Origin of the sequence: Streptomyces sp. NPDC006309 (assembly GCF_040613095.1) — a bacterium.
Classification (GTDB): domain Bacteria; phylum Actinomycetota; class Actinomycetes; order Streptomycetales; family Streptomycetaceae; genus Streptomyces.
Window position 1 is genome coordinate 14661 of sequence record NZ_JBEXRO010000025.1, and the last position, 23403, is coordinate 38063.

23 protein-coding genes are annotated in these 23403 nt (G+C 74.5%); 11 read left to right on the forward strand and 12 right to left on the reverse strand.

Annotated elements, in window-relative coordinates; translation table 11 throughout:
- Positions 1-9: 9 nt before the first annotated feature.
- The 3 genes from ABZ117_RS27150 to ABZ117_RS27160 all read right to left on the reverse strand — a co-directional run bounded on the left by ABZ117_RS27150 (position 10) and on the right by ABZ117_RS27160 (position 1967).
- Positions 10-1230, reverse strand: a complete 1221-nt coding sequence (locus ABZ117_RS27150; protein WP_356824420.1) for a spore photoproduct lyase family protein — start codon at positions 1228-1230, stop codon at positions 10-12.
- Positions 1231-1381: 151 nt separating this feature from the next.
- Positions 1382-1723 (reverse strand): DUF3140 domain-containing protein, encoded by a 342-nt coding sequence (locus ABZ117_RS27155; protein ID WP_356824421.1) that lies wholly within the window; start codon positions 1721-1723, stop codon positions 1382-1384.
- Positions 1724-1730: 7 nt separating this feature from the next.
- Positions 1731-1967, reverse strand: coding sequence for a DUF2945 domain-containing protein (locus ABZ117_RS27160; protein WP_356824422.1), 237 nt, complete (start codon positions 1965-1967; stop codon positions 1731-1733).
- Between the two features lie 353 nt (positions 1968-2320).
- Between ABZ117_RS27160 and ABZ117_RS27165 the strand changes: the two genes are divergently transcribed.
- From ABZ117_RS27165 to ABZ117_RS27175, 3 genes are all read left to right on the forward strand, one after another.
- The gene (locus tag ABZ117_RS27165; protein ID WP_356824423.1) at positions 2321-3520 is read left to right on the forward strand and encodes a glutamate--cysteine ligase; all 1200 of its coding nucleotides are present in this window, start codon (positions 2321-2323) and stop codon (positions 3518-3520) included.
- Between the two features lie 165 nt (positions 3521-3685).
- Positions 3686-5467, forward strand: a complete 1782-nt coding sequence (locus tag ABZ117_RS27170) for an N-acetylglutaminylglutamine amidotransferase (RefSeq protein ID WP_356824424.1) — start codon at positions 3686-3688, stop codon at positions 5465-5467.
- A complete protein-coding gene (locus ABZ117_RS27175; RefSeq protein WP_356824425.1) occupies positions 5443-7728 on the forward strand; it encodes a prolyl oligopeptidase family serine peptidase in 2286 nt (761 codons plus the stop codon). Before ABZ117_RS27170 ends, ABZ117_RS27175 begins: the two co-directional genes overlap by 25 nt.
- A gap of 281 nt (positions 7729-8009) precedes the next feature.
- On the opposite strand, the gene ABZ117_RS27180 is transcribed toward ABZ117_RS27175, so the two are convergent.
- On the reverse strand, positions 8010-8582 hold the full coding sequence (locus tag ABZ117_RS27180; protein WP_356824426.1) for a DNA starvation/stationary phase protection protein: 573 nt from the start codon (positions 8580-8582) through the stop codon (positions 8010-8012).
- Between the two features lie 144 nt (positions 8583-8726).
- Here ABZ117_RS27180 and ABZ117_RS27185 point away from each other — a divergent pair, with 144 nt between their 5' ends.
- Positions 8727-10964 carry an FUSC family protein gene (locus tag ABZ117_RS27185; RefSeq protein WP_356824427.1) on the forward strand — a complete coding sequence of 746 codons (2238 nt, stop codon included), beginning with the start codon at positions 8727-8729 and terminating at the stop codon, positions 10962-10964.
- Positions 10965-11097: 133 nt separating this feature from the next.
- Positions 11098-11244, forward strand: coding sequence for a hypothetical protein (locus ABZ117_RS27190; RefSeq protein WP_356824428.1), 147 nt, complete (start codon positions 11098-11100; stop codon positions 11242-11244).
- 207 nt (positions 11245-11451) lie between these two features.
- Here ABZ117_RS27190 and ABZ117_RS27195 read toward each other — a convergent pair whose 3' ends face one another.
- A complete protein-coding gene (locus ABZ117_RS27195; protein ID WP_356824429.1) occupies positions 11452-12828 on the reverse strand; it encodes a hypothetical protein in 1377 nt (458 codons plus the stop codon).
- Positions 12829-12941: 113 nt separating this feature from the next.
- Between ABZ117_RS27195 and ABZ117_RS27200 the strand changes: the two genes are divergently transcribed.
- The gene (locus ABZ117_RS27200; protein ID WP_356824430.1) at positions 12942-14171 is read left to right on the forward strand and encodes a molybdopterin-dependent oxidoreductase; all 1230 of its coding nucleotides are present in this window, start codon (positions 12942-12944) and stop codon (positions 14169-14171) included.
- Positions 14172-14481: 310 nt separating this feature from the next.
- Here ABZ117_RS27200 and ABZ117_RS27205 read toward each other — a convergent pair whose 3' ends face one another.
- Genes ABZ117_RS27205 through ABZ117_RS27215 form a run of 3 tightly spaced genes read right to left on the reverse strand, consistent with a single transcriptional unit; the run spans position 14482 to position 16582 of the window.
- Entirely contained in the window at positions 14482-15228 is a 747-nt protein-coding gene (locus tag ABZ117_RS27205) for a methyltransferase domain-containing protein (protein ID WP_356824431.1), read from the reverse strand.
- Entirely contained in the window at positions 15225-15842 is a 618-nt protein-coding gene (locus ABZ117_RS27210) for a DUF2064 domain-containing protein (protein WP_356824432.1), read from the reverse strand. Before ABZ117_RS27210 ends, ABZ117_RS27205 begins: the two co-directional genes overlap by 4 nt.
- A complete protein-coding gene (locus tag ABZ117_RS27215) occupies positions 15839-16582 on the reverse strand; it encodes a glycosyltransferase family 2 protein (RefSeq protein ID WP_356824433.1) in 744 nt (247 codons plus the stop codon). Before ABZ117_RS27215 ends, ABZ117_RS27210 begins: the two co-directional genes overlap by 4 nt.
- Positions 16583-16696: 114 nt before the next feature.
- Between ABZ117_RS27215 and ABZ117_RS27220 the strand changes: the two genes are divergently transcribed.
- Positions 16697-17437 (forward strand): response regulator transcription factor, encoded by a 741-nt coding sequence (locus ABZ117_RS27220; RefSeq protein WP_356824434.1) that lies wholly within the window; start codon positions 16697-16699, stop codon positions 17435-17437.
- A 2-nt stretch (positions 17438-17439) separates the two neighbouring features.
- Complete coding sequence (locus tag ABZ117_RS27225; protein ID WP_356824435.1) at positions 17440-18549, forward strand: HAMP domain-containing sensor histidine kinase; 1110 nt, start codon at positions 17440-17442, stop codon at positions 18547-18549.
- A 6-nt stretch (positions 18550-18555) separates the two neighbouring features.
- Here the strand turns inward: ABZ117_RS27225 and ABZ117_RS27230 are convergent, their stop codons facing one another.
- The 4 genes from ABZ117_RS27230 to ABZ117_RS27245 form a co-directional block, all read right to left on the reverse strand.
- The gene (locus ABZ117_RS27230; RefSeq protein WP_356824436.1) at positions 18556-19557 is read right to left on the reverse strand and encodes an NAD-dependent epimerase/dehydratase family protein; all 1002 of its coding nucleotides are present in this window, start codon (positions 19555-19557) and stop codon (positions 18556-18558) included.
- Positions 19558-19656: 99 nt separating this feature from the next.
- Entirely contained in the window at positions 19657-20820 is a 1164-nt protein-coding gene (locus ABZ117_RS27235) for an oxygenase MpaB family protein (protein ID WP_356824437.1), read from the reverse strand.
- Between the two features lie 37 nt (positions 20821-20857).
- Positions 20858-21913: a polyprenyl synthetase family protein gene (locus tag ABZ117_RS27240; RefSeq protein WP_356824438.1), complete on the reverse strand. Its 1056-nt coding sequence runs from the start codon at positions 21911-21913 to the stop codon at positions 20858-20860.
- Positions 21903-22181, reverse strand: coding sequence for a polyprenyl synthetase (locus ABZ117_RS27245; protein ID WP_356824439.1), 279 nt, complete (start codon positions 22179-22181; stop codon positions 21903-21905). Before ABZ117_RS27245 ends, ABZ117_RS27240 begins: the two co-directional genes overlap by 11 nt.
- Positions 22182-22700: 519 nt before the next feature.
- On the opposite strand from ABZ117_RS27245, the gene rpmG reads away from it, so the two are divergent.
- The 3 genes from rpmG to ykgO are packed head-to-tail and all read left to right on the forward strand — an operon-like array spanning position 22701 to position 23330.
- Positions 22701-22865: a 50S ribosomal protein L33 gene (gene rpmG / locus ABZ117_RS27250; RefSeq protein ID WP_356824440.1), complete on the forward strand. Its 165-nt coding sequence runs from the start codon at positions 22701-22703 to the stop codon at positions 22863-22865.
- A 47-nt stretch (positions 22866-22912) separates the two neighbouring features.
- A complete protein-coding gene (locus ABZ117_RS27255; RefSeq protein WP_356824441.1) occupies positions 22913-23173 on the forward strand; it encodes a type B 50S ribosomal protein L31 in 261 nt (86 codons plus the stop codon).
- Positions 23174-23207: 34 nt separating this feature from the next.
- On the forward strand, positions 23208-23330 hold the full coding sequence (gene ykgO / locus ABZ117_RS27260; protein WP_121785362.1) for a type B 50S ribosomal protein L36: 123 nt from the start codon (positions 23208-23210) through the stop codon (positions 23328-23330).
- Positions 23331-23403 lie beyond the last annotated feature (73 nt).

Consider the following 23403-nt stretch of genomic DNA (forward strand, 5'->3'; position numbering starts at 1 on the left):
TTGCGGTGATCAGAAGGCGTACCGGATGCGGAGCCAGGGCGCGTGGGCGGCCACCAGTGCGCGCAGGGTATGCACGGCCTCCGCTTTGACGCGGTTGGTGTAGCGGACGTTCGACGCACCGTTCTCGGAGCGTTTGCCCTGTTGCAGGGCGGGCTGCCAGAGCAGTTCCTCGGCGCGGGGATGCCAGCCGAGGTTGACCTCGTGCAGGTCCCGGTTGTGCGTCAGCATGATCACTTCCGCGGCCGCCTGCCGCTTCACCCGGTCCGGCAGGACGTCGTCCAGCTGCTGGAGCACCTCGGTCCAGGCCTCCTGCCAGCCGGGGCGCAGGACCACCGGGGAGAGGTTGAAGTGGACCTCGTAGCCCGCGTCCAGGAAGTCCGCCGCGGCGGCGATCCGGTCCGCCACCGGTGAGGTCCGCAGGTCCAGCAGCCGCGAGTCCGCCGCGGGCATCAGCGAGAAACGGATCCGGGTCCGGCCCCGCGGGTCCAGCGCCAGCAGGTCGGGGTTGACGAACTTGGTGGCGAACGACGCCTTGGCCGTGGGCCACTGCCGGAAGGACCGCACGAGATCCGCGGTGTTGTCGCAGATCAGGGCGTCCACCGAACAGTCGCCGTTCTCCCCGATGTCGTAGACCCACGCCGACTCGTCGCACTGGTTGGGTTCCGGTTTGCGGCCCTGGCGAGCGATGTGCCGGGCCAGGTGGGTGATGATGCCGTCGATGTTGGTGAAGACGGTGATGGGGTTGGCGTACCCCTTGCGGCGCGGCACGTAGCAGTACGCGCAGGCCAGCGCGCACCCGTTGGAGGGGCCGGGGGCGATCCAGTCGGCCGACCGGCCGTTGGGCCGCGTGGTCAGCGTCTTCCTCTCGCCCAGGACCAGCGTCTCGCCCTTCACCCGCACCCAGCGCTCGACGTTGCCCTCGTTGCCGTGCAGGCCCGGGATCCGCCAGTGGGACGGCACCTCGATCACTTCTGCGGCCGGGAAGCGGGCGAGGATCTGACGGCCGCGCGGGGAGGCGGCGGCGGCCGGCTCCGCGTAGACGGCCCGCACGGGCAGGAGGCGGCGGGCCGCGGGGGAGTCGCGGAACAGGGGGCCGTCCTGCGGCCCGGCACCGGGAGCCGCACCGCCGTACCCGGCGGTAGCGGCCCCGCCCGGCGTCGCCGGGGCGTCCAGCGCGTCGAGACCGAACAGGGTGTCAGAGCCGTCGTCCGGCGCGGAGGGGTGGTTCATGTGCGCTCCGCTCGGGATGTCGGGGTGGCGGCCTCATTCCACTGTAGGCACCCGCCGGACGGTACGGCTCAGGCCCGGCCGCGTACCGCGTGCCCCCGGCGCCGGCGCCGCTGGCTCCGGCCCGCCCGTACACGGCCACGGCCGGCCGGTCTCAGCCGTCGTCGAGGGGATCGTGGCCCCAGTTCATCAGCGAGTGGCGCCAGCGCGTGTCCCGCACGTCACCGGAGGGGCGCTGTGCGAGGTGACGGCGGATGTAGCCGGTCACCTTGCGCATGTGCGCGTAGTCCGCGTCCGAGAGCTCGTTCTTCTTCTTGCGGAGGATGTCCACGATGGCGCGGCCGGAGGCGTGCCCGGTGGACTCGCCCCCGTCCGTGTGCTGCCCGGCCGCCTGGGAGTCCTCGGTCGCCAGCCACTTCTCCAGCGCGGAGGGTGACATGTTCACCAGCTCGCGGAAGGAGTCCCGGGTCTCGCGGTGCTCGTCCTCGCCCGCCATACCGGAGCTACTTCTTCTTCTTGAGCGCCGACGGCTTGTGCACGGCCGTACGGCCGGACTTGTCGCTGCGCACCTCGTACTGCGGGTCGTCCGGTGAGGCGTCCACGGTGCGGCCGGCCGCCTCGGTCCGCTCCGTGATCTTCTTCTCCACGGTGCCCGAGGTCTCACTGCCGTGACTGCGCCAGGCGACCTTGTCGCCCTTGGACGGCTCGTTCTTCCCGGAGGGGTCCTTCGCCTTGGCCATGGTCGTACTCCCGCCGTGATGGGTCCGTTCTCTCGCAGTACCACCTTGCGGGCGGGCGCCGCGTCCCGCACGCGCAGGCGGCCGGCGGCCCGGGACCGCTGCTCTCCACCGGCCCGGGGCCGCTGCCCCCACCGGCCCGGGACCGCTGCCCCCACCGGCCCGGGGCCCGCCGCTCATCACCGCGACCGGGCCGCTCATCTGCGTCGCAGCCGTCTCCGCGGAGCATTCGGTTGCTTATTGCTGAGCCAGCTGGGAAGTCGGAGGTGCACAGCCCGCCGCCCGCACAGTCGGCCAGGCGGGGTCGGTTTCGGGGCGAGGCGGCCAAGCGCCCGCCCGTCACCTCAAGGAGTACCGTGACCGTTCGCATCGGAGTGGAAGAGGAGTTCCACATCGTCGAGGTGGAGACGGGCCTGCTCGTGCCACGGGCCGACACGGTGCTGGAAGACCTTCCCGGACAGATCTTCACGACCGAGTTGCAGCAGGCGACCGTGGAGTCGAACAGCGGCGTGCACACCTCCCTGGACGACCTGTACGGCGATGTCATCAGCACCCGGCGCCGGCTCGACACCGCCGCGACCGCCCATGGACTGGCCGTCGTGGCCGCGGGCACCGTGCCGCTGGCCCGCACCGCGGACATCCACCCCACCGCCGGCTACCGCTACCGCCACATGGTCGACGAGTACCGGATGGTCGCCGACGAACAGCTGATCTGCGGAGCCCACGTCCACGTCGACGCCCCCGACGACCGCGACCTGACCGTACGCCTCATGTGCGAGGTCGCGCCGTGGCTGCACGTCCTGCTGGCACTGTCCGCCAGCTCCCCCTTCTGGCTGGGCGCCGACACCGGCTACGCCAGCTGGCGGACGATGCTGTGGCAGCGCTGGCCCACCGCGGGACCGGCCGGCTGCTACGCGAACGCCGCCGAGTACGACACGGCCGTGCAGGACCTCATCGGCTCCGGCGTCATCAGCGACGCGAAGATGATCTACCACGACATCCGGCCCTCCGCGCACCAGCAGACCATCGAGCTGCGCATCTGCGACGCCTGCCCGCGCGCCGAGACGGTCGTGCTGATCGCCGGCCTGTTCCGGGCGCTTGTGACCGAGGCCCGTGAGCGGCTGGAGCGGACCGGTGTCCCGCCCTGCCAGGGCCGCCACGAGTGGCTGCGCGCCGCCGCATGGCGGGCCGCGCGCTCCGGCCTCGAAGGCGTCCTCGTCGACCCCGGCACCCGGCAGGAGGCGCCCGCGGCCGAGGTCGTCCGCAGCCTGCTGCGCCGGGTCCGCCCGGCCCTCGAGACCGCGGGCGACCGGCAGACGGTCCGGGAACTCGCGGAACGGGCGCTCGCGGACGGCAGCGCCGCGCACCGCCTGCGCCGCACGGCCGCGGACCAGGACCTGCTGGCCTGCACCGACCTGGCGATCGCCGAGACCCGCGGCGCCGCCGGCCTGCGCCGCCGCCCCGCCACCGGCCCGGCCCGGCCCGTTACCCGCATCGGCCTGCCCGCCGAGGACGACGTTCCCGGTCCCCACCCCGCGCCGCTCGCCGGCGGCTGACACGGACGCAGCCCGCCGTCGCCACAGCCGGCCGCACCGTACGCACCCCCGTTCCCGAAGGAGATGCACCACCATGTCAACCAGCCCCGACCAGATACCGACGGGCGGGTCCGCGCACACCCCACCACCGCGTGACCCGGACGCGCACCAGGGAGGTGGCGCCTGATGTGCGGTCTGAGCGGAGAGATGCGCTTCGACGGCGGACGGCCCGACGTAGCGGCCGTACAGCGCATGAGCGACCGGCTCGCCGCCCGCGGTCCCGACGGCCACGGGATCTGGTCACGGGGCGCCGTGGCGCTGGGACACCGGCGGCTGAAGATCATCGACCTGTCGGATCTCGGGGCCCAGCCGATGACCGACGCCCAGCAGGAGATCACCGGCGTCTTCAACGGCTGCATCTACAACTACGAGGAGCTGCGCACGCAGCTCATGGACCTCGGCCACCGGTTCCGGTCGACCTCCGACACCGAGGTCACCCTGAAGGCGTACCAGCAGTGGGGCACCGCCTGCGTCGACCGCTTCCACGGCATGTTCGCCTTCGCCCTCGTCGAGCACCGCACCGGCCGCCTGATCCTGGGACGTGACCGGCTCGGCATCAAGCCCCTGTACCTGGCGCAGACCGCCGGACGGCTGCGCTTCGCCTCGTCGCTCCCGGCGCTCCTCGCGGGCGGCGACATCGACACCTCGCTGGACCCGGCCGCCGTCCACCAGTACCTCAGCTGGCACGCCACCGTGGCCGCGCCCCGCACCATACTGAACGGGGTGCGCAAGCTGCCCCCGGCCACCGTGCGGGTCGTCGAGCCGGACGGCACCCACCGCGACCACCGCTACTGGCAGCCGTCGTACACGCGCCGCCCCGAGCACGCGGGCATGAGCGCGAGCGAGTGGCGGGACGCCGTCCTCGACGCCCTGCGCACCGCCGTACGCCGGCGGATGGTCGCGGACGTACCCGTCGGCGTCCTGCTCTCCGGCGGCCTGGACTCCAGCCTGATCGTGGCCCTGCTGGCCGACGAGGGACAGCGCGACCTGGCCACGTTCAGCGTGGGCTTCGAGTCGGAGGGCGGCGACGAGGGGGACGAGTTCGCGTACTCCGACCTCATCGCCCGCGAGTTCGCCACCGACCACCACCAGCTGGTGGTCCCCTCGGAGCGCGTGTCGACAGCCCTGGACGGGGCCATCGCCGCGATGAGCGAGCCGATGATGAGCCACGACGTGGTCGCCTTCCACCTGCTCTCCGAGCAGGTCGCCAAGGAGGTGAAGGTCGTCCAGAGCGGGCAGGGCGCGGACGAGGTCTTCGCCGGCTACCACTGGTACCCGGACCTGGCCTCCGTGGCCCGCGAACAGGAACCGGACAGGTACGCCGAGACGTACTTCGACCGCACGCACGCCGACCTCGCCGCGATGCTCCAGCCGCACATGCTGCCCCGGGAGGACGTCTCCGGCCGGTTCGTGCACGAGCACATGGCCGCGCCGGGCGCCGAGACCGCGCTCGACGCCGCGCTGCGCCTCGACACGCATGTCATGCTCGTGGACGACCCGGTCAAGCGGGTCGACAACATGACCATGGACTGGGGCCTGGAGGCCCGCGTGCCCTTCCTGGACCACGAACTGGTGGAGCTGGCCGCCGCCTGCCCGCCGGAGCTGAAGCTGGCCGACGGCGGCAAGGGCGTCCTGAAGGAGGCCGGCCGCAAGCTGCTGCCCCACGAGGTGGTCGACCGGCCCAAGGGCTACTTCCCGGTCCCGGCGATCACCCACATGGCCGGGCCCGTCCTGGAGCGGGTCCGCGAGGCGCTCAACGCCCCCGAGGCCAAGCGGCGCGGCCTCTTCAAGGACGACTACCTCGCCGGACTCCTGGCGGCCCCCGACCGACACCGCACCAAGCGCGGAGCGAACGCGCTGTGGCAAGTGGCTTTGCTGGAGATATGGCTTCAGACGCACGGAATCTGACCGAGCGGCGCGCCGCGGACCCTACGGCCGGCACGGTCTCCGCCGCAGCCGGGCAGCCCACCGTCGCCCACCGGGCACGGGACGCGAGCCCGGCTCCGCCGGCCCCCGACGGCCGTGCCCGCGACGGCCGTACGTCCGACGGCCCTACCGCCGCCTTCGCCGCCCCCGCCCGTGTCCCGCTGCCGGACGCCTCCGGACCGCGCGACGCCACGACCCGGCTCGTCGCGCACGGCTGCTGGTACCCTTCGGCCGACCCCGCCGGCACCCAGGTGGCCTTCATCTGCGACCGCGGCGGCGTGCCCCAGCTGTGGGCCGGGTCCGTCGACGGCGACGACGTGCGGCTGCTGGACTCCGATCCGGACCCCGTCCGTGAGGTGTCCTGGTCGCCCGACGGCCGCTGGATCGCCTACACCACGGCCCCCGGCGGCGGTGAGCACTCACGGGTGCTGTGCGTACGCCCGGACGGCACCGACCGCCACATCCTGGCCGGAGCCGAGCCGGGCAGCTCCGCCTACCTGGGCTGCTGGGCGCACGACGGATCGGCCGTCGCGGTCACCGTCGCCGTCCCCACCGGCCCGCCCGCGCCCCAGGACACCGCGGCGGAGTCCGCAGCGACCGGCTTCGGACCGCCGGCCGGCCACTCGCCGGCCGGCTGGCCGGGCCGGGACGGCGATGCCGTGCTCCTCGGCGCGCCGCCCCATGCCGGGACGGTACGCGGACTGCTGCTGCCCGGCCTGACCGGCGCCGCCATGGCCGCCGGGGCGCCGTACGACCGGCACGCCGCTCCCGCGGCGGGCTTCGGCGACGGGCTGTCGGCCTATCTGATCGACCCCGACGGCGTGACCGCCCCTGTCCTGCTCGCCGGCGAGAAGGACGCGGCGACGCTCCGCGTGTGCGACCTCAGCCGCGACGGCGCCCTGGCGCTGCTGCGCCGGGGACCCCGCGGACGGCGCGAGGCGGTCGTGCTGCGCACCACCGACCTCGCGACGACCTGCGTGGTGCCGGTGGCCGACGGCGACCCGTGGATCGGCAGGTTCTCGCCCCGCGCCGACACCCTCTGGCTGCGCAGCAACGCCCACCGGGAGTTCGCGGTGCTGCTCGCCGCCGACCTCGGTCCGCGAGGTGAGCCCCGTGGCTGGTCCGTCGCCGCCGCGCGCGAGGACACCGACCTGGAACTGCTCCAGATCGCCCATGACGGCGCCACCGCCGTGCTGGCCTGGAACGTCCGGGGCGCGAGCGACGTGGAGATCCTCGACCTCTACCCCTCCGGTACCGCCGGGGCCGCCACTGGCCCGCCCCGGTCCGTGCCGCTGCCCCACGAAGTGGTCACCCGGGTCGTGGGCGCCGGCACGCGGCGGCTGGTGCTGGCCCTGTCCGGGTCCCAGCGCCGGCCCGGCGTGTGGTGGCTCCCGGAGGGCGTGGCCCTGGTCCGCACCCCCTGGTCGTCCCGGGACGAGGACGCCGTCCCCCCGGGCCGCCCGCCCGTACGGCCGGTCCAGCTGCGGCTGACCGCGCGGGACGGACTGCCGCTGAACGGCTGGTACTACCGTGCGCCGGGGCGTGGCTCGGCGGAACCGGCACCCTGCGTGATCCATCTCCACGGCGGCCCGGAGGAACAGGAACGCCCCGTCCTCAACCCGCTCTACCACGAGATCCTGGGGCGGGGACTGGACATCTTCGCGCCCGACGTGCGCGGGTCCTCCGGGTACGGCCGGTCGTTCGTCGACGCCGACCTGGGCAGGGGCCGGTTCGCCGCGCTGGACGACGTGGCCGACTGCGCCGCCCACGCGGTACTGGCCGGCCCGGCCGATCCCTCCCGGCTGGCCGTCATGGGCCGCTCGTACGGCGGCTACCTCACGTTCGCGTCGCTGGTCTGGCACCCGGACCTCTTCCGTACCGGGGTGGCGGTGTGCGGCATGTCGGACTTCGCGACGTTCTTCGAAGGCACGGAACCCTGGATCGCCCAGTCGGCGGCCCACAAGTACGGCCATCCCGAACACGACCGCGAGCTGCTGCACGCCCTGTCACCGATGAGCCGTATCGACGCGCTGCGCGCGCCGGTGCTCGCCGTGCACGGGGAACACGACACCAACGTGCCGCCGGGGGAGTCGGACCAGTTCGTACGGGCCGCACGTGAACGCGGTCTCACCGCCGAGCTGCTCACGCTGCGCGACGAGGGACACGACTTCCTGCGCGCCGACAACCGGCGGCTCTTCCGCCGCTCCGCCGCCGACTGGCTCGAACGCCATCTGACCGGATGACCGGGCCGAGCATCCGGCTGGAGCAGCGGGCGTAGCGGGGTCAGCCGGGCTGACCGGCCGGTTCCGCTTCGTCCGGGCCGCACGGGACCGGGGCCCGGCAGGACCGGGGCCCGCGCAGGACCGGAGTTCGCGCAGGGCCGGAGCCCGTTCCCCGGCGCGCTCGTCAGCCGGCGGGCTCGTCGGGCCGGGTGTGCGGACGCGCCGGAACCGGCCGCGCGCCGCCGTCCTCGGGGACGGCGGCGCGCCGGTGCCGGTGGAGCGGGCTCGCCGCCCCGGCGGGTTCAGCTGAGCTCGGCCCCCTTGGCCGCCGCCTCCTCCTCGGAGTGCGCGTCGCCGGTGGCGAGGGTGCCGCGCGAGCTCTCCAGGTGCGCCCGCACGAACCACTGGAACTGCTCCAGGTCGCGCAGCTGGCCGATCAGGAGGTCCTCGGTGGCGGGGTCGATCTCGCCCGCCTCCTTGACCGCGGCCCGGACACCCTCGATCACGCCGGTGTAGACGACGTCGAGCGCGCCGAGGTGCGCGATGGCGTCGGCCCGCCCGATGGAATAGTCGTCCCAGGTGCGCTCCTTGACCAGCGCGCCCGGTGTGCCCTGGGCGATCCCGCCCAGCGCGGCGATGCGCTCCGCGACGTCGTCGGCCATCTCGCGCACCTGGTCGACCTGCGGGTCGATCATCTCGTGCACGGCGATGAAGTGCGGCCCGACCACGTTCCAGTGCACGTGCTTCAGCGTCAGGTGAAGGTCGTTGAGCGCGTGCAGGCGCAGCCGCAGCAGACCGATCAGCCGGCCGGCCGCCTCCCGCTCGATGCCCGGAACGGTGTACTTGGGGGTCAGGTCGTTGGGCCGAGTGGTCATTGCTCACCTCTGTGTCGATGGGGGTGAAGTTCCTGCGTCAGCACAGGTGCCCCCGTCCGACGCTGTCAGACCCGTGGGCCTCCCGCACCTCGTGAGGGGCGGGGCGCGATGCGGCGGCTCGCGCGAGGTGCCGGGTCCGGGGGCGTGGGTGATCCTGTAACGGTGTGGGGTGCCCTGGTCGGTCGTCTGCCGGCGGCCTACGCCGTCTCCGCCCGCCATGCGCTGACCGTGACGCTGGCTGCCGCGGCCGGCTTCTACCTCTTCCGCTACGGCCTGGGCCGCCCCGTGGCGGCCACCTACGCGCTGTTCGCCGCCGTGGCACTGGGCGGACTGTCCAGGATCCCCGGCACCGGACGCGGTCGCTCCGTGACGGTCCTGCGCCTGCTCCCGGTGTGCTGGGTGCTCGTGACCACCGGCACCTGCCTGTCGGTGCGGACGTGGAGCGCGGTGGCCGGCATGCTCGTGGTCGGCTTCGCGCTGGCCTTCGCCGCCGTGGGCGGCCCGCGTCCGGCGGGCGCCGCGCCGGGACTCCAGCTCCTCTACATCCTGCCGTCCTTCCCGCCGTACGATCTCGCTTCGCTCGGCGACCGGCTGACCGGAACGACCACCGGCGTGGTCGTCCTGGCCGCCGCCGACGCGCTCCTGTGCACCGGACCCGGCCCGACGACGTACCGGGAACTGGCGGCCCGGGGCGCCCTGGCCGCCCGGCGCTGCGCGACACTGCTCGCCGCGCCCCCCTACGCCCTGACCGGTACGGACATCGAGGCCGCCCAGCGGGCCGGGCAGGCCCTGCGGGCCGTCACCGTGCCGGAGGCGGAGCGTCCGGCGGGCCCGGGCGTGCGGGACCGCGCACTCACCCACACCGGTCTGGCCACCCGAGCGCTGCTCAGCAGGCTGGCCCAGCTGCCGTCCGCACCCGGCCGGGACCCGGGCCCGGACATGGCCGCCGTACTGCGCGCGGTGGCCCGGCTGGCCACGGCGACCGCGGGCTGCCTGCGGTCGGGTCCGCCGCCCACGGCACAGGTGAAGCAGTTGATCACCGCACGCGCCCGTCTGTCCGCCCTGTCCGCGGGCCCTCCTCCCGGCACGGCCGGTGTCTTCGACCCGCCCGACGGGGCCGCGCCCGCCTTCCCGCCCGCCGTACTGCGCCGGCACGCCGCCCTGCTGGAGATCGCCGACGCGGCGCTGGCGATGGGCACGGCGGCCGACCTCGCGGTGCGCGGCCGGCACGCCGCGGTGGAGGTGCCGCTCGGGCGTTTCTGGTACGCCTCCCGGCGGACCCCGGCGCTGTGGTGGCACCGGCTGCGCGGCCACGCCGGACGCCGGTCGGTGTTCTTCCAGAACGCGGTGCGTATCGCCCTGGCGCTGACGGCGGTCCGGCTCGTGGCCGGGCTGGACACACTGCCGCACGGATTCTGGGCCATGCTGGCGACGCTCACCATCACCCGTACCACCGTGAACCAGACCTGGAGCACCGTCCGCCTGGCGCTGGCGGGCACCCTGGCCGGGGCCCTGCTGACCGCGGGGATACTGCTGGCGGTGGGCTCCGACACCGCCGTCTACGCCGCCGTGCTGCCGGTGTGGATGCTGTTCGGCTTCACGGTCGGCCCGGTCAAGGGGGTCGGGTGGGCGCAGGCCCTGTTCACCGTCCTCGTGGCCCTGGTCTTCGCCCAGCTGGCGCCGCCGACGTGGCGGCTGGCGGAGGTCCGGCTGCTGGACGTGCTGGTCGGCAGCGCCATCGGTGCCGTCTTCGGCGTGCTGGCCTGGCCCCGCGGCGCCCACGACGAGCTGCGGTACGCGGCGGCCGAACTGCTGCGCAGGGCGGCGGAGATCGTGGTGGCGACCAGCGCCTCGGTGGCCGGACCCGACGGCACGGCGGCGGCCGTGCGGACGGGCGTGCCCGGTCACCGGTCACTGCAACGTGCCGTCATCCTCGCGGAGTCGGCCTACGCGCAGTTCCTGAGCGAGCCGACGCCGTTCCAGCTCAGCAGGCGCAGGTCGGACCTTCCCGACCTGGACTGGCAGGCCACGCTGATGGCCGGCCATCACACCCTGTGGGGCTCGGACCGGCTGCTGGAGCCACCGCTCACCGCGCTGAACCCGGCGGCGGCCACGTCGGCCGGCGCGCTGGGGGAGCGGGTGGCGGGGCGGATGCTGCTGGTCTCCGCGGCACTGGACCCGGGGGACGACACCCCGGCATCCGTACCGGTGGTCTCTCCCGGCGCGGCGGCGTTGGCGGCCTTCCGGGCCGAGCCCCCCGGCGCTCCCCGGCGGTACTACGCGACCGCGTCCTGGCTGGCCTCCCTCATGACCGACCTGGCACGGATCGTGCACACCGGCCCCGTGCCCGCGGCCGGCAAGGAGACCACCGGCCCCCGCTGAACGCCTCCTCCGCGGCATCGCCTGCTGAGGAGGCGTCAGGACGGAGGGGCTGGATCGCCGGTCACCGGGTAGGCGGAACGGCACAGGACCTGAAGACAGCGGGGTACCCCGGTACCCCGGCGGAAGGAGAGTCGTGTCCTCAGTCGTCGAACGGATCAAGCAGTTCGCCCGCAGCCCGCAGGGCCGGCGCACGATCGAACAGGCACGCCGCACCGCTTCCGACCCACGCCGCCGCGCCCAGGCCCAGCGGCTCTTCGAAAAACTGCGCACCCGCCGGTGACAAGCGGGTACGGCCCCCTCCCGACGGACGACGGGACAGCGGGCCGTACCCCCGTCATCCGCCGGGCGTCACACCCGCGCGAGTGACGAGACGGAAGGGATGCCCGACCGGTTCTCCGTACACGCGGTACCCGGCCGGCTTGTCGGACCCCCCAGCAGCGTGGCCCGGGCGGCCGGCGCCGGCGCGGGCGCGGGTCGGACGCGCGGCTCACCACCCGGTGCGCAGCAGGTGGTTGAGGAGCAGGGCCAGGACCGCCTGGGCCGTGAGCCAGGCGCGGGGGTGGGTGAGGAACGCGCCGGAGGGCAGGAGCCACAGCGCGAAGGGCAGCCAGATGCGTTCCGTCTCCGCCTTGCTCATGCCGGACAGGTCCGCGCACAGCAGGCCGAGCAGGGCGGCGGACACCAGGAGCGCGAGCCGGGCCCCGGCCCCGGGACGGCCGGGGAGGGACAGGACGTCGCGGCGGCTGCGGACGAGCAGCGCACCGGTCCGGCGCAGGCCCGCCGCCGTCGCCACACCGGTGATCAGGACCGTGCAGGCCAGGTTGGCCCACACCCAGTAGGCGTACGGCCTGGTGCCGCCGACGCCCTGGTGGTAGCGGGTGACCAGCAACCGGTACGCCTCCCACCAGTCGAACCCGGCGAGCGTGAACAGCACGGGGACGACGGCCGCCCCGGCGACCGGCAGCACCAGGACCGCCGGGCGTTCGCGGACCCGGTGCCGCCCCGGCACCAGCACCGCCGCCCCGATCAGCACGAACAGCGTCAGGCCGTACGACAGATAGCAGGTCAGGCCGAACAGCAGCCCCGACAGGGCCGCCCACCCCACGGACCGGCCGGTGACCGCGAGCGCCAGCAGGGCGACGGACCACGCGGCGACCGCCATGAAGTAGCCGTCGGCGGAGGCGCCCACCCAGACGGCGGCCGGGGCCAGCACCAGGAAGGGCGCCGCCCGCCGGGCCAGCCGCTCGTCGGCCAGCGCCCGGATCGCCACCAGAGCGGCCACGCAGGCCGTCGCACCCACGGTGACGCACCAGGCGCCCGCCCAGCCGCCGCCCCGCAGGCCGGCCCGGTCGAGCAGGACGAAGGTGAGCGTGGCGGCCGGGGGATGCCCGGCGATGTGGGCCGGCCAGGCGCCGGGCGGCCCCGCGACGATGTGCTGGGTGAAGTCCCGCAGGGCGGCCGGGATGTCGTGGAAGCGGCCGATGACCGTCAGGTACTCGTTGCGGGTGGTGAGCCGCCCGGCCACCCCCCGCTGCCACCCGTCGACCAGGGCCAGCGACCACGTCCAGGCCAGGGCCGCGGCCCAGGACGCGGCCAGCAGCCCGCGCCAGGGCAGCCGCAGGGCCACCGCCGGTCCGTACAGCACCGCGGCGAGCGCCACCAGCACGGCGGCCGGCGTCCCCGGCCCCGTATGCGGATCCCAGTCGGCGAACAGCGGCGGCCAGTGGACGAAGAGGGAGTGGTGGGCGTCCTGGACACGGCGGCCGACCAGCACGGCCGTCAGCACGAGCAGAACGGCGGCCAGGGCGGCGGCCAGGTCCGCGAACAGGTCGGCGGGGCGGCCACGAGGGCGGAAGCGGATCACACCGGAACGCTAGGCCGCGCGGCCGGTTCCGTACCGCCGTCCGGTCCTGACGTCAGCGTTTCGTCATCAGCGGCACGCCCCGCACCGCGGGCCCGCGGGCCTACCGTCGGGGCATGCGGCTCCCTCTCTCACCCAGCTCACCCGCCTTCTGGCGCAGCCCGCTGCGCGGCACCCGGCTCACCTCGGTGCTCGGCGTCGTCCTCCTCGTCGGCATCACCGTGCTGTTCGTGACGGGCCTGGCGTCGTACGCCGCCTACAACCCCGACCTGTCGCCCGTGAACGACCAGACACCGGGCAAGGGCGTCCTGGGCTTCTACCTCTTCTCCTGGCCGACCGATCCGCACTGGCTGTACCGCCTCGACCAGGGCGTCCACGTCACCCTCGGCATCACCCTGATCCCGATCCTGCTCGCCAAGCTGTGGTCGGTGGTGCCCCGGCTGTTCACACTGCCGCCGGCCCGCTCGCTCACCCACGCGCTGGAGCGGATCTCCCTGCTGCTCCTCGTCGGCGGCGCGCTGTTCGAGTTCGTGACCGGTGTGCTCAACGTCCAGCTCGACTACGTCTTCCCCGGCTCCTTCTACCCGCTGCACTTCTACGGCGCGTGGGTGTTCTTCGCCGCCTTCCTTGCCCACACCGTCCTCAAGACGCCGGCGGCCGTCCGCGCGCTGCGCCGACGGGGGGAGCAGGACGGCGAGTTGGCCTCCCCGCTGCCGGATCCGCCGACCGTCTCCCGGCGCGGCGCCCTCCAATTCGCCGGCGGCGGCTCGCTGCTGCTGTTCGCCACGACCGTGGGACAGGACTTCGACGGGCTGCGGCGCACCGCCCTGCTCGCGCCGCACGGCGGCGCCGACCCCGGCACCGGCCCGAACGGCTTCCAGATCAACAAGACGGCGGCCTACGCCGGGATCCGGACGGCGGACACGCACGAGGACGCGTGGCGGCTCGTCGTCACGGGCCGGGCCGGGACCGTCCGCCTGGGCCGGGCCGACCTGCTGCGGCTCCCCCTGCACAGCGCCGCCCTGCCCATCGCCTGCGTGGAGGGCTGGTCCACCTCGGACCAGTGGTGGCGCGGCGTGCGGCTGCGTGACCTGGCGGAACTGGCCGGGTACGGCGGCGATCCGCCGGACGTGTTCGTCGAGTCCCTCCAGCGGCACGGGGCCTTCCGGAAGGCGGCCCTGCGCGCCAACCAGGTGGCCGACCCACGCTCGCTGCTCGCGCTGTACGTCAACGGCGAGGAGCTGTCCCCCGACCACGGCCACCCGGCGCGCGTGATCGTCCCCGCCGCGCCCGGCGTGCTGAACACCAAGTGGGTGGCCCGGCTGACGTTCGGAGACCTGCGATGAGGCGTCCGCTGCCGCTGGGCAGCCCCTTCCACCTGCTCGTGCTGGCCTGCTCGTTCGCGCTGGCCGCCTACGCGGGGGTGCGGCTGTTCGCGGGCGACGGGTTCGGCGTGGCGCTGTGGTGGGTGGGCCTGGCCCTCCTGCACGACCTGGTCCTGCTGCCTCTGTACGCGGTCGCGGACCGGGCTGTCGTGCGGGGGCTCGGCGCGGCCGGCCGCCGGGAGCGGACGATGTACGTACGCGTCCCGGCAGCCCTGTCCGGGCTGCTCCTCCTCGTCTGGTTCCCGCTCATCAGCGGCATGGTGGACGGGCGTTACCGGCTCGCCACCGGGCTGTCCCCGGACGGCTTCCTTGCCCGCTGGCTGCTGATCACCGCCGTACTCTTCGGCGGCTCCGCGCTGCTGCTGGCGCTGCGGCTGCGCAGGGCGGCGAAGGACCGGCCCCCGGCCGACCACCGGCCGGCCCGCTCCCAGCCCCGCGCGTGACGCAGCAGCGCCGGCGTCCCCACCCGCGCCCAGGGGAAGGGGGCGCCGGCCGCGCGGGTGCCCGGGGCGTCCACGACCCGTACGTAAGCGCGTTCGTCCACGTCCACCGGGGCGGTCTCGGCGATCAGCAGGCCGCCGGGACGGAGCAGTCCGGCCACCCGGTCCAGGAGGATGCGCGGGTCGCCGCCGATGCCCACGTTGCCGTCCATGAGCAGGACGGTGCCCCAGCGGCCCTCGCCGGGCAGCGGCTCGAACACCGAGCGCCGCAGGGCCTGGCCGCCGAGCCGTAGGGCGTGTCCGACGGCGGCCTCGCTGACGTCGATGCCGAGGGCGGCCCGGCCCCGCGCGGCGAGTTCCGCCACCAGCCGTCCCGGGCCGCACCCCACGTCCAGCACGCTGCCCTCGCACCGGTCCAGGACGTCCAGGTCGGCCGCGTCGGGCCGGGCGCACCAGCGTTCCACCTCCAGCGGCAGCAGCCAGCCGTCCTCCCGGCGCAGGAACAGCGGCCCGCGTCCGGAGCGCAGGGCCGCCGTGTAGGAGTCCGCGGTGGCCCACGCGGGCACGGCGGTGCTCATCGGCCCGCCCTCGTCGCGTACCGGGCCAGCCGCGCGGCGAACCGGCCGTGCGGGACCAGGGCGGCGACGGCACGCGCATCGGCCGCCGTGTCGACGTCCCGCAGCACGGGCAGGTCACGCACCCGCAGCCCGGCCGCCACGAGCCGCTCGCGCTGCGTCTCTCCGGTCACCGGCGTCGACATCGGTACGCCGCGCAGCAGATCCGGGTCGGGCTCCGCCAGGCCCAGGGCCCAGAAGCCGCCGTCGGCCGACGGCCCGAAGTACGCGTCGCAGCCGGCGAAGTCCACGGTCAGCAGTGCGGGTGTCACCTGCGGGGTGTCCATGCCGATCAGGAGTGCCGGCCCCGGACAGCCGGCGAAGGCGTCCGCCAGCCGCGCGTCGAGACCGCCCGCGCACTGCGGTACGACGTCGAAGCCGGGCGGCAGCCAGGGCCCGGGAGCGCCGTCCAGGACCAGGACGCGGCGGGCGGCCGGGGTGGCCGCCACCACGTCGAGGGTGTCCGCGAGGCACGCCTCGGCCAGCGCGGCCGCTTCCCGGGGCGTGAACTGCGGGGTGAGGCGGGTCTTGACCCGTCCCGGCCGCGGTTCCTTGGCGATGACGAGAAGCGTGGTCACCGTACGGCCCTCCGTCCGCCGCGAGTCCCGCCCGGCGTCCCGGCCGGGGCACCGGCCGGCCGCTCGGCCAGGACCCGGCTCATGTCCCGGACCGCCTGCCAGGTCCCGCGCCACGTCCCGGTCACCTTGGACGCGCCCGTACGGGGCCGGTACGGCACGTCGTGCTCGGTGACGCGCCAGCCGGCGTCGGCGGCCCGCACGACCATCTGGAGCGGATAGCCGCTGCGCCGGTCGGTCAGCTCGAGGGAGAGCAGCGCCTCACGGCGGGCGGCGCGCAGCGGGCCCAGGTCGTGCAGGCGCAGACCGGTGCGCCGGCGCAGCATCCGCGTCACCGCGACATTCCCGGCGCGGGCGTGCGCGGGCCAGGCGCCGCGGCCCTGCGGACGGCGCCGGCCCAGCACCAGGTCGGCGACGCCCGTCTGTACGTCGCGTACGAACGGCTCCAGCAGCGACGGGTCCAGTGAGGCGTCGCAGTCGCAGAAGCAGACGGTGCCGGCGGTGGCGGCGCTCAGACCGGTGTGGCAGGCGGCACCGAAACCCCGGCGCGGCTCGTGCACCACGGTGGCGCCGAGCGCCCGGGCGACCTCGGCGGAACCGTCGGACGACCCGTTGTCCACGACGACGGCACGCCAGCCGGCCGGGATGCGGGCGAGCACCCAGGGCAGGGCCTCGGCCTCGTTCAGACAGGGCAGGACGACATCGACATCGTGTGGTGGCGGTGAGATGGTCACGGCGTTCACCCTACGGACGCGAACTGCGCATTTCGGATCCCCGCTCCTTACGGAACGAGGACGTGAGAGGCCGCGCGGCGGTCGGGGGCGACGCCGGGCGGGAGGCGGTGCCACGCTGGGGTCATGCAACAACAGTACGAGCCCGTCGAGGCCCGAACCTCCGGCCGGCCCGCCCGGATCCTGGTCGTGGACGACGATCCGACCGTCGCGGAGGTCGTCGCCGGCTACCTGGACCGCGCCGGCCACCTCGTCGACCGCGCCGACGACGGCCCCACGGCCCTCACCCGCGCCGACGCGCACCGGCCCGACCTGGTGGTGCTCGACCTGATGCTGCCCGGCATGGACGGCCTGGAGGTGTGCCGCCGGCTGCGCGCCCGCGGCCCGGTCCCGGTCGTCATGCTCACGGCCCGCGGCGACGAGGAGGACCGGATCCTCGGCCTGGAGGTCGGCGCCGACGACTATGTCACCAAGCCCTTCAGCCCCCGCGAACTGGTCCTGCGCGTGGAGTCGGTGCTGCGCCGCACCCGCCCGCAGGCCGCCTCGCCGGCCCGCCCGATCGGCGCGGCCGGACTGACGCTCGACCCAGCCGCCCGGCGGGCCGCCAAACACGGCGCCGAACTCGCTCTCACGCTGCGCGAGTTCGACCTGCTCTGCTTCTTCCTGCGCCATCCCGGACGGGCGTTCAGCCGCGAGGACCTGATGCGCGAGGTGTGGGGCTGGGACTTCGGTGACCTGTCCACCGTGACCGTCCACGTCCGCCGGCTGCGCGGCAAGATCGAGGACGACCCGGGCCGGCCGCGCCTGATCCAGACCGTGTGGGGCGTGGGCTACCGCTTCGGGACCGACGCCGGGGAGACGAGCTGACCATGCGCGACACCCTCCTCATCGCCCTGTACGCCTTCGCCGGCGCCGCGGCGGCCGGCCTCGCCGGAGCGGGTGCGCTGCGGCTCATCCGGCGCCGGTCGCTCACCGCCTCGCTCGCCGTGGTGGCGGCGGTCGGCGTGCTGGCCATGCTCGCGGGCACCCTCGCCGTCGCCTGGGCGATGTTCCTGTCCCCGCACGACCTGACCGTCGTCACGACCGTCGTCGCCATGGCGGCCGTGGTCTCCCTGGCCACCGCGCTGCTGCTGGGCCGCTGGGTGGTGGCCCGCAGCCACGAACTCGCCGTTGCCGCCCGCTCGTTCGGCGACGCCGGTGCCTTCCGTGCCCCCACCGCACCCGCCACCGCCGAACTGGACGCGCTGAGCAGGGAACTGGCGGCCACCAGCGCCCGCCTGGCCGAGTCCCGGCAACGCGAGAGAGCGTCGGAGACCTCCCGGCGGGAACTCGTCGCCTGGATCTCCCACGACCTGCGCACGCCGCTCGCCGGGCTGCGGGCCATGGCCGAGGCCCTGGAGGACGGGGTCGCCGCCGACCCGGACCGCTACCTGAAGCAGATCCGCACCGAGGTCGAGCGCCTCGACGCCATGGTCGGCGACCTCTTCGAACTCTCCCGGATCCACGCCGGCACACTCTCGCTGTCCCTCTCCAGGATGTCCCTGTACGACCTGGTCGGCGACGCCCTCGCGGGCGCCGACCCCCTCGCCCGCGAGCACGGGGTGCGGCTGGTCGGCGCCCATGTCGAGCCCGTACCGGTGGAGATCGACGGCCGGGAGATGAGCAGGGTCCTGGGCAACCTGCTGGTCAACGCCATCCGCCGGACACCCGCCGACGGCACGGTGGCCGTCGCCGCCGAGCGCGGGCCCGACGGCGTGGTCGTGTCGGTGTCGGACGGCTGCGGCGGCATCCCCGAGGAGGACCTGCCCCGCGTCTTCGACACCGGCTGGCGCGGCACCGACGCCCGCACGCCCCCGGGCGGCGCGGGCCTGGGCCTGGCCATCGTCCGGGGGATCGTCGAGGCGCACCGGGGGCGGACCGCCGTACGCAACATCCCCGGCGGCTGCCGCTTCGAGGTGACGCTGCCGCTGCCGTCGTAGCGGCGATCACCGCCCGCCGGGAGTCGCCCGCGCGAACTCCCGCACGCCGTCCGCGAATCCCACCGTGGGCCGCCACCCCAGTTCGTCGCGCAGCCGTGCGGAGTCCGCGGTGATGTGCCGGACGTCGCCGAGGCGGTACTCGCCGGTGACCACGGGCTCGGGCCCGCCGTGCGCCGCGGCCAGCGCCCGCGCCATCTCGCCGACCGAGTGCGGATCACCGCTGCCGGCGTTGTACGCCCGCAGCACCCCCGTGGCGGCGTCCGCCTCCAGCGCGACCGCGTTGGCCGCCGCCACGTCCCGGACGTGCACGAAGTCCCGTCGCTGCCGCCCGTCCTCGAAGACCCGCGGGGCCTCGCCCCGGGCGAGCGCCGAACGGAAGAAGGAGGCGACGCCCGCGTACGGGGTGTCGCGGGGCATCCGCGGGCCGTACACGTTGTGGTAGCGCAGCGACACCGCCGACCCGCCCGTCACCCGGGCCCAGGCGGCGGCGAGATGCTCCTGCGCCAGCTTGGTCGTGGCGTACACGTTGCGCGGATCGGCCGGCGCGTCCTCGCCGACCAGCCCGGGGAAGAGGTCCTGCCCGCACACCGGGCAGAGCGGCTCGAACCGGCCCGCCTCCAGGTCGGCGACGGCTCGCGGCCCCGGCCGCACCACCCCGTGCGCCCGGCACTCGTACCGGCCCTCCCCGTACACCACCATCGAGCCGGCCAGCACCAGCCGCCGTACGCCTGCCTCGGCCATCGCGGCCAGCAGGACCGCGGTGCCCAGATCGTTCCGCGAGACGTACTCCGCCGCGTCGGCGAACCCGCTGCCGAGGCCCACCATCGCCGCCTGATGGCACACGGCGTCGACACCGGCCAGCGCGCGGGCCACCGCCACCGGGTCGCGTACGTCGGCGGCGGGATCGTCCCGGACGTCGTACACCACCGGCTCGTGCCCGCGCTCCCGCAGCGCCTCGACGACATGGGACCCGATGAACCCGGCACCGCCGGTGACCAGTACACGCATACGGCCACGCTAGGTGCGCGACTGTGCCGGGACGGTCGACCGGCCCGGCACGTCACCGCTCCGTAAGACCTCGCCGGGCCCGCGGGCCCGCCGGACCGGTCACGGGGAGACGGTGGCGCCGGGCGGGACCCATCGGTGGGTGCGGGGCACCATGCCGTCGACGCCGTAGTCCTTCCGCAGGTGTTCGGGGATGGCGTAGTGCATGACGCGTCCGCGGGTGAGGGAGGACAGTTCGAGGATCGTGGTCAGGTGGCCGAGGCGGTCCAGGGCCCAGGCACCGAGCGGCGAGCGGTCCTCGATGGTCTCCAGCACGCCCAGCAGATGCGGAACGGCCTTGACCAGGACGTCCCAGCGGGTGCGGGGCACCCGCAGCCAGTCGGCGCAGGTGTCACCGACGAGATGGCGGACGAGCGCGGAGACGATCGGGTCGAAGAAGGTGCCGGGCACGACCTCCTCGTACAGGTCGATGAGCTGCCGGGTCAGCTGCGCGCCCTCCTCCGAGGGGCCCATGTGCCGGATCATGTACAGGTCGAGGAACGCCCGCGCGTCCTCCAGGGTCTTCGGCACGGCGTCCTGGTCGACGCCGAGCATCGCGCCGACCACCCGCCACGCGTAGTAGTAGGCCTCCGCGCCCTCGGTGGTCATGTGGACCCCGAGGCGGTGCAGGCTGTCCAGGACCAGCAGGGAGAAGAACAACTGCCCGCCGATCAGGTCCTCCTGGCAGATCGGCGTCCCCCACAACTGGGTGTCCCAGCGGTTCTCGCGCTCCAGGTGATGGCGGATGGAGGCGTGCAGCAGCCGGACCTTCTGGGCGGCCGGGACGAACCGGCTGCCGGCCTCGAAGGCGTCGGGCTGCATCAGGTAGACGGTGAACTGGCCCGTCTCGGCCATCCGCTTGGAGGGGTACTGCAAGGAGTGGGTCGCCGACAGCAGCCGCGCCACGTTGGGGACGACGTAGCAGGCGGGCATGGAGGCGAAGGACAGGGCCGTGGAGATGTGCACGTTGTTGTCGATGAAGAACAGCCGCGCCCGCTCCATCTCCCCCCAGTCCACCCAGGCCGGCGGGACGCTCGTGGCCGCGAGGTACTCCCGGGCGACGTCGGGCAGCCCGTCCGGCAGCGGGGCGCCGGCGGTGGAGACGTAGCGCATCAGCGTGTTGAACTTGCCGACCTCCCCGCGTGCGAAGAGCGTGGCCACAGTGGCGTCGGCGAGTTCGTCGCCGGTCCGGCGCAGAGCGTCCAGCGACGCCTCGGTGTAGGTCATGACAGGGCTCCTTGGGTGCCGGCCGCGGGGCGGCCGGTCAGTACGGGCGGACCGTGGCCGAGTGCGCCAGGGCGCGCAGGGTGTCGTCCGCGGGCGTGGGCAGGCGCAGTCCGTCCAGCGCGGCGAGGGCCTCGTCGACGCGTTCGGTGATCATGGCCTCGATGCGGTCCGGGGCCTTGAGCCGGCCCATCAGCTCCCGTACCTCGCGCAGGCCGTCCCCGTCCGGATCCGGGCGTCCCAGCAGCGCGCGCAACCGCTCCCGCTCGACCGGACCGGCCAGCCGCCAGGCCTCCGCGAGCAGCGCGGTCGGGCGGTGGCCGCGCACGTCGTCCGCGCCGGCCTTGCCGGTGACCCGCTCGTCCCCGAACAGCCCGAGCAGATCGTCCCGCAGCTGGAAGGCCTCACCCAGGGGCACCCCGTAGGAGGAGTAGCCCCCGCACAGCCTGGCCCCGGCCCCGGCCAGGACCCCACCGATCAGCAGGGGCTGCTCGACGGTGTACTTGGCCGTCTTGTAGCGGATCACCTTCAGCGAGGCCGGCAGGTCCGGGACACCCGCGGTCTGCAAGATCTCCAGGCACTCGCCCGCGATCAGCTCCCGGGCCAGCGTCCCCCACAGCGGGCGGGCCCGGGCCAAGTAGGCGGCAGGCAGACCACTGGTCGCGAACAGCTGCCCCGCCAGTGACATCAGCAGGTCCCCCACCAGCATCCCCAGCGCCTGCGCCGCCTGCGCGGCCCCGGGCCGGTGGGCCACGGCGGACCGCAGCGCGAGATGGACGGTGGGCCGGCCGTGGCGCAACGGGCTGTCGTCGATCAGATCGTCATGGACGACCGCCGCGGCGTGCACCAGCTCCATGGAGGCCGCGGCCCGCACCATGGCGGCACTGTCCGGCTGTCCCGCCGCCCGCCAGCCCCAGTAGCAGAACGCGGCCCGCAGCCGCTTGCCCCGCGCCACCGCGGCCTCCAGCTGCCCGGCGACCGGATCCAGCGCGGGGTCGATGGCCGCCAGCTGGTCGGCCTCCGCGCCCACGAAGCCGCGCAGCACCTCGTCGACGCGGGCTCTGAACGCGGGCGCGTCCCAGCGGTCAGCCGCCATCGCCGGCCCGCCGGGCCACCACGTGCCGGGCGAGGACCTCCAGATGCGCCGGCGGCACCACCGCGTACCGGTCCAGGGCCAGCCGTCCGCGCGCCCTCAGGTCCTGCTCGGCCTGCGCCGCGAGGTGCGCCGTGTCCGACCGGCGCAGCAGCCCGCGCACCGCTCCCGCGGCCGACATCACGGTGCTCACCGCCAGATCCGCGAGCCCCGCCGCCAGCAGCACCGCCTGTTCGTCCAGCCCCCCTCGGTGCCCGGCATCCCCAGCCACGTCTTCTCCCCTCGCCGACCACGGGACGCCGCCGGTCGCGCGCCACCAGGGTCGTGTCGTCGAACTCCCGCCGTTCGCCCGGAGGGCGGGCTCTGCGGCGTCAGGTGCGTGCTCTCGGCGTGCCGGGTCCTGACTCTCGTACTGGACGTACTTGGGTCGGGGCCCGGTGCGGCGAGAGTGCGTGCATGGCGTCGTGGAGCAGGCGGGAGTTCGACGACACGGCCTAGGGCCAGCGTCGTCCACGCGGCCGGCGGGAGGCCCGCGGAACTCACCAACGAGTGATCACTTCGCACACCCGTGCGCGCCGGCCCGCCTCCCGGTCGAGCGGGAAGGGGGCCGTAGCGGCCGGACGGAGAGCGACACCCTCGTCCGGAAGATCGCCCGGCGGCCCCGCACGGTGACTGTGCCGGACGGGAATGTCCGGGCGGCCGGCTCCGTTGACACCCATGTGACTGACATGCACGGACCAAGAACGTATCCGGTCGGCAACGTGATGTCGGTCCGCGAAAGGAGGACCTCATGGCACGCAGCACCGTGCGTCCCGTCGTCCGGCTGACCTCGGAGGCCGGAACGGGCGTCACCTATGTGACGCGCAAGAACCGACTCAACGACCCCGACCGGCTGGTCCTGCGCAAGTACGACCCGGTGGCCGGGCGGCACGCCCTCTTCCGTGAGGCGCGCTGACCCGGGCCCGCGTCGGCCCCAGGACCGCTGAGAGGAAGGACAACCCCATGAGGCCCGGAATCCATCCCGTATCCCGCCCGGTCGTCTTCCGCGACCGTGCCGCGGACGTGACGTTCCTGACCCGCTCCACCGCCGGTTCGGACCGGACGGTCGAGTGGGAGGACGGCGTCACCTACCCGGTGATCGACGTCGAGATCTCCTCGGCGAGCCACCCGTTCCACACCGGCACGTCCCGAGTGCTGGACACCGAGGGCCGCGTCGAGCGCTTCCAGCGCCGCTACGGCCGTACCGCGCCGGCCCACAGCTGAAGAGCCGGCACCGTGACGAAGGGAGAGGACGCGGATGAAGGTGCGTAAGTCCCTGCGCGCGCTGAAGTCCCGGCCCGGCGCCCAGGTGGTGCGCCGGCGGGGAGTGACCTACGTGCTCAACAAGAAGGAACCGCGCTTCAAGGCCCGCCAGGGCTGAGCGGACAACCGCACACGCCGACGGGCCCGGTCCCCGGGGGGACCGGGCCCGCCCGTGTCCCGGCGCACCGTCG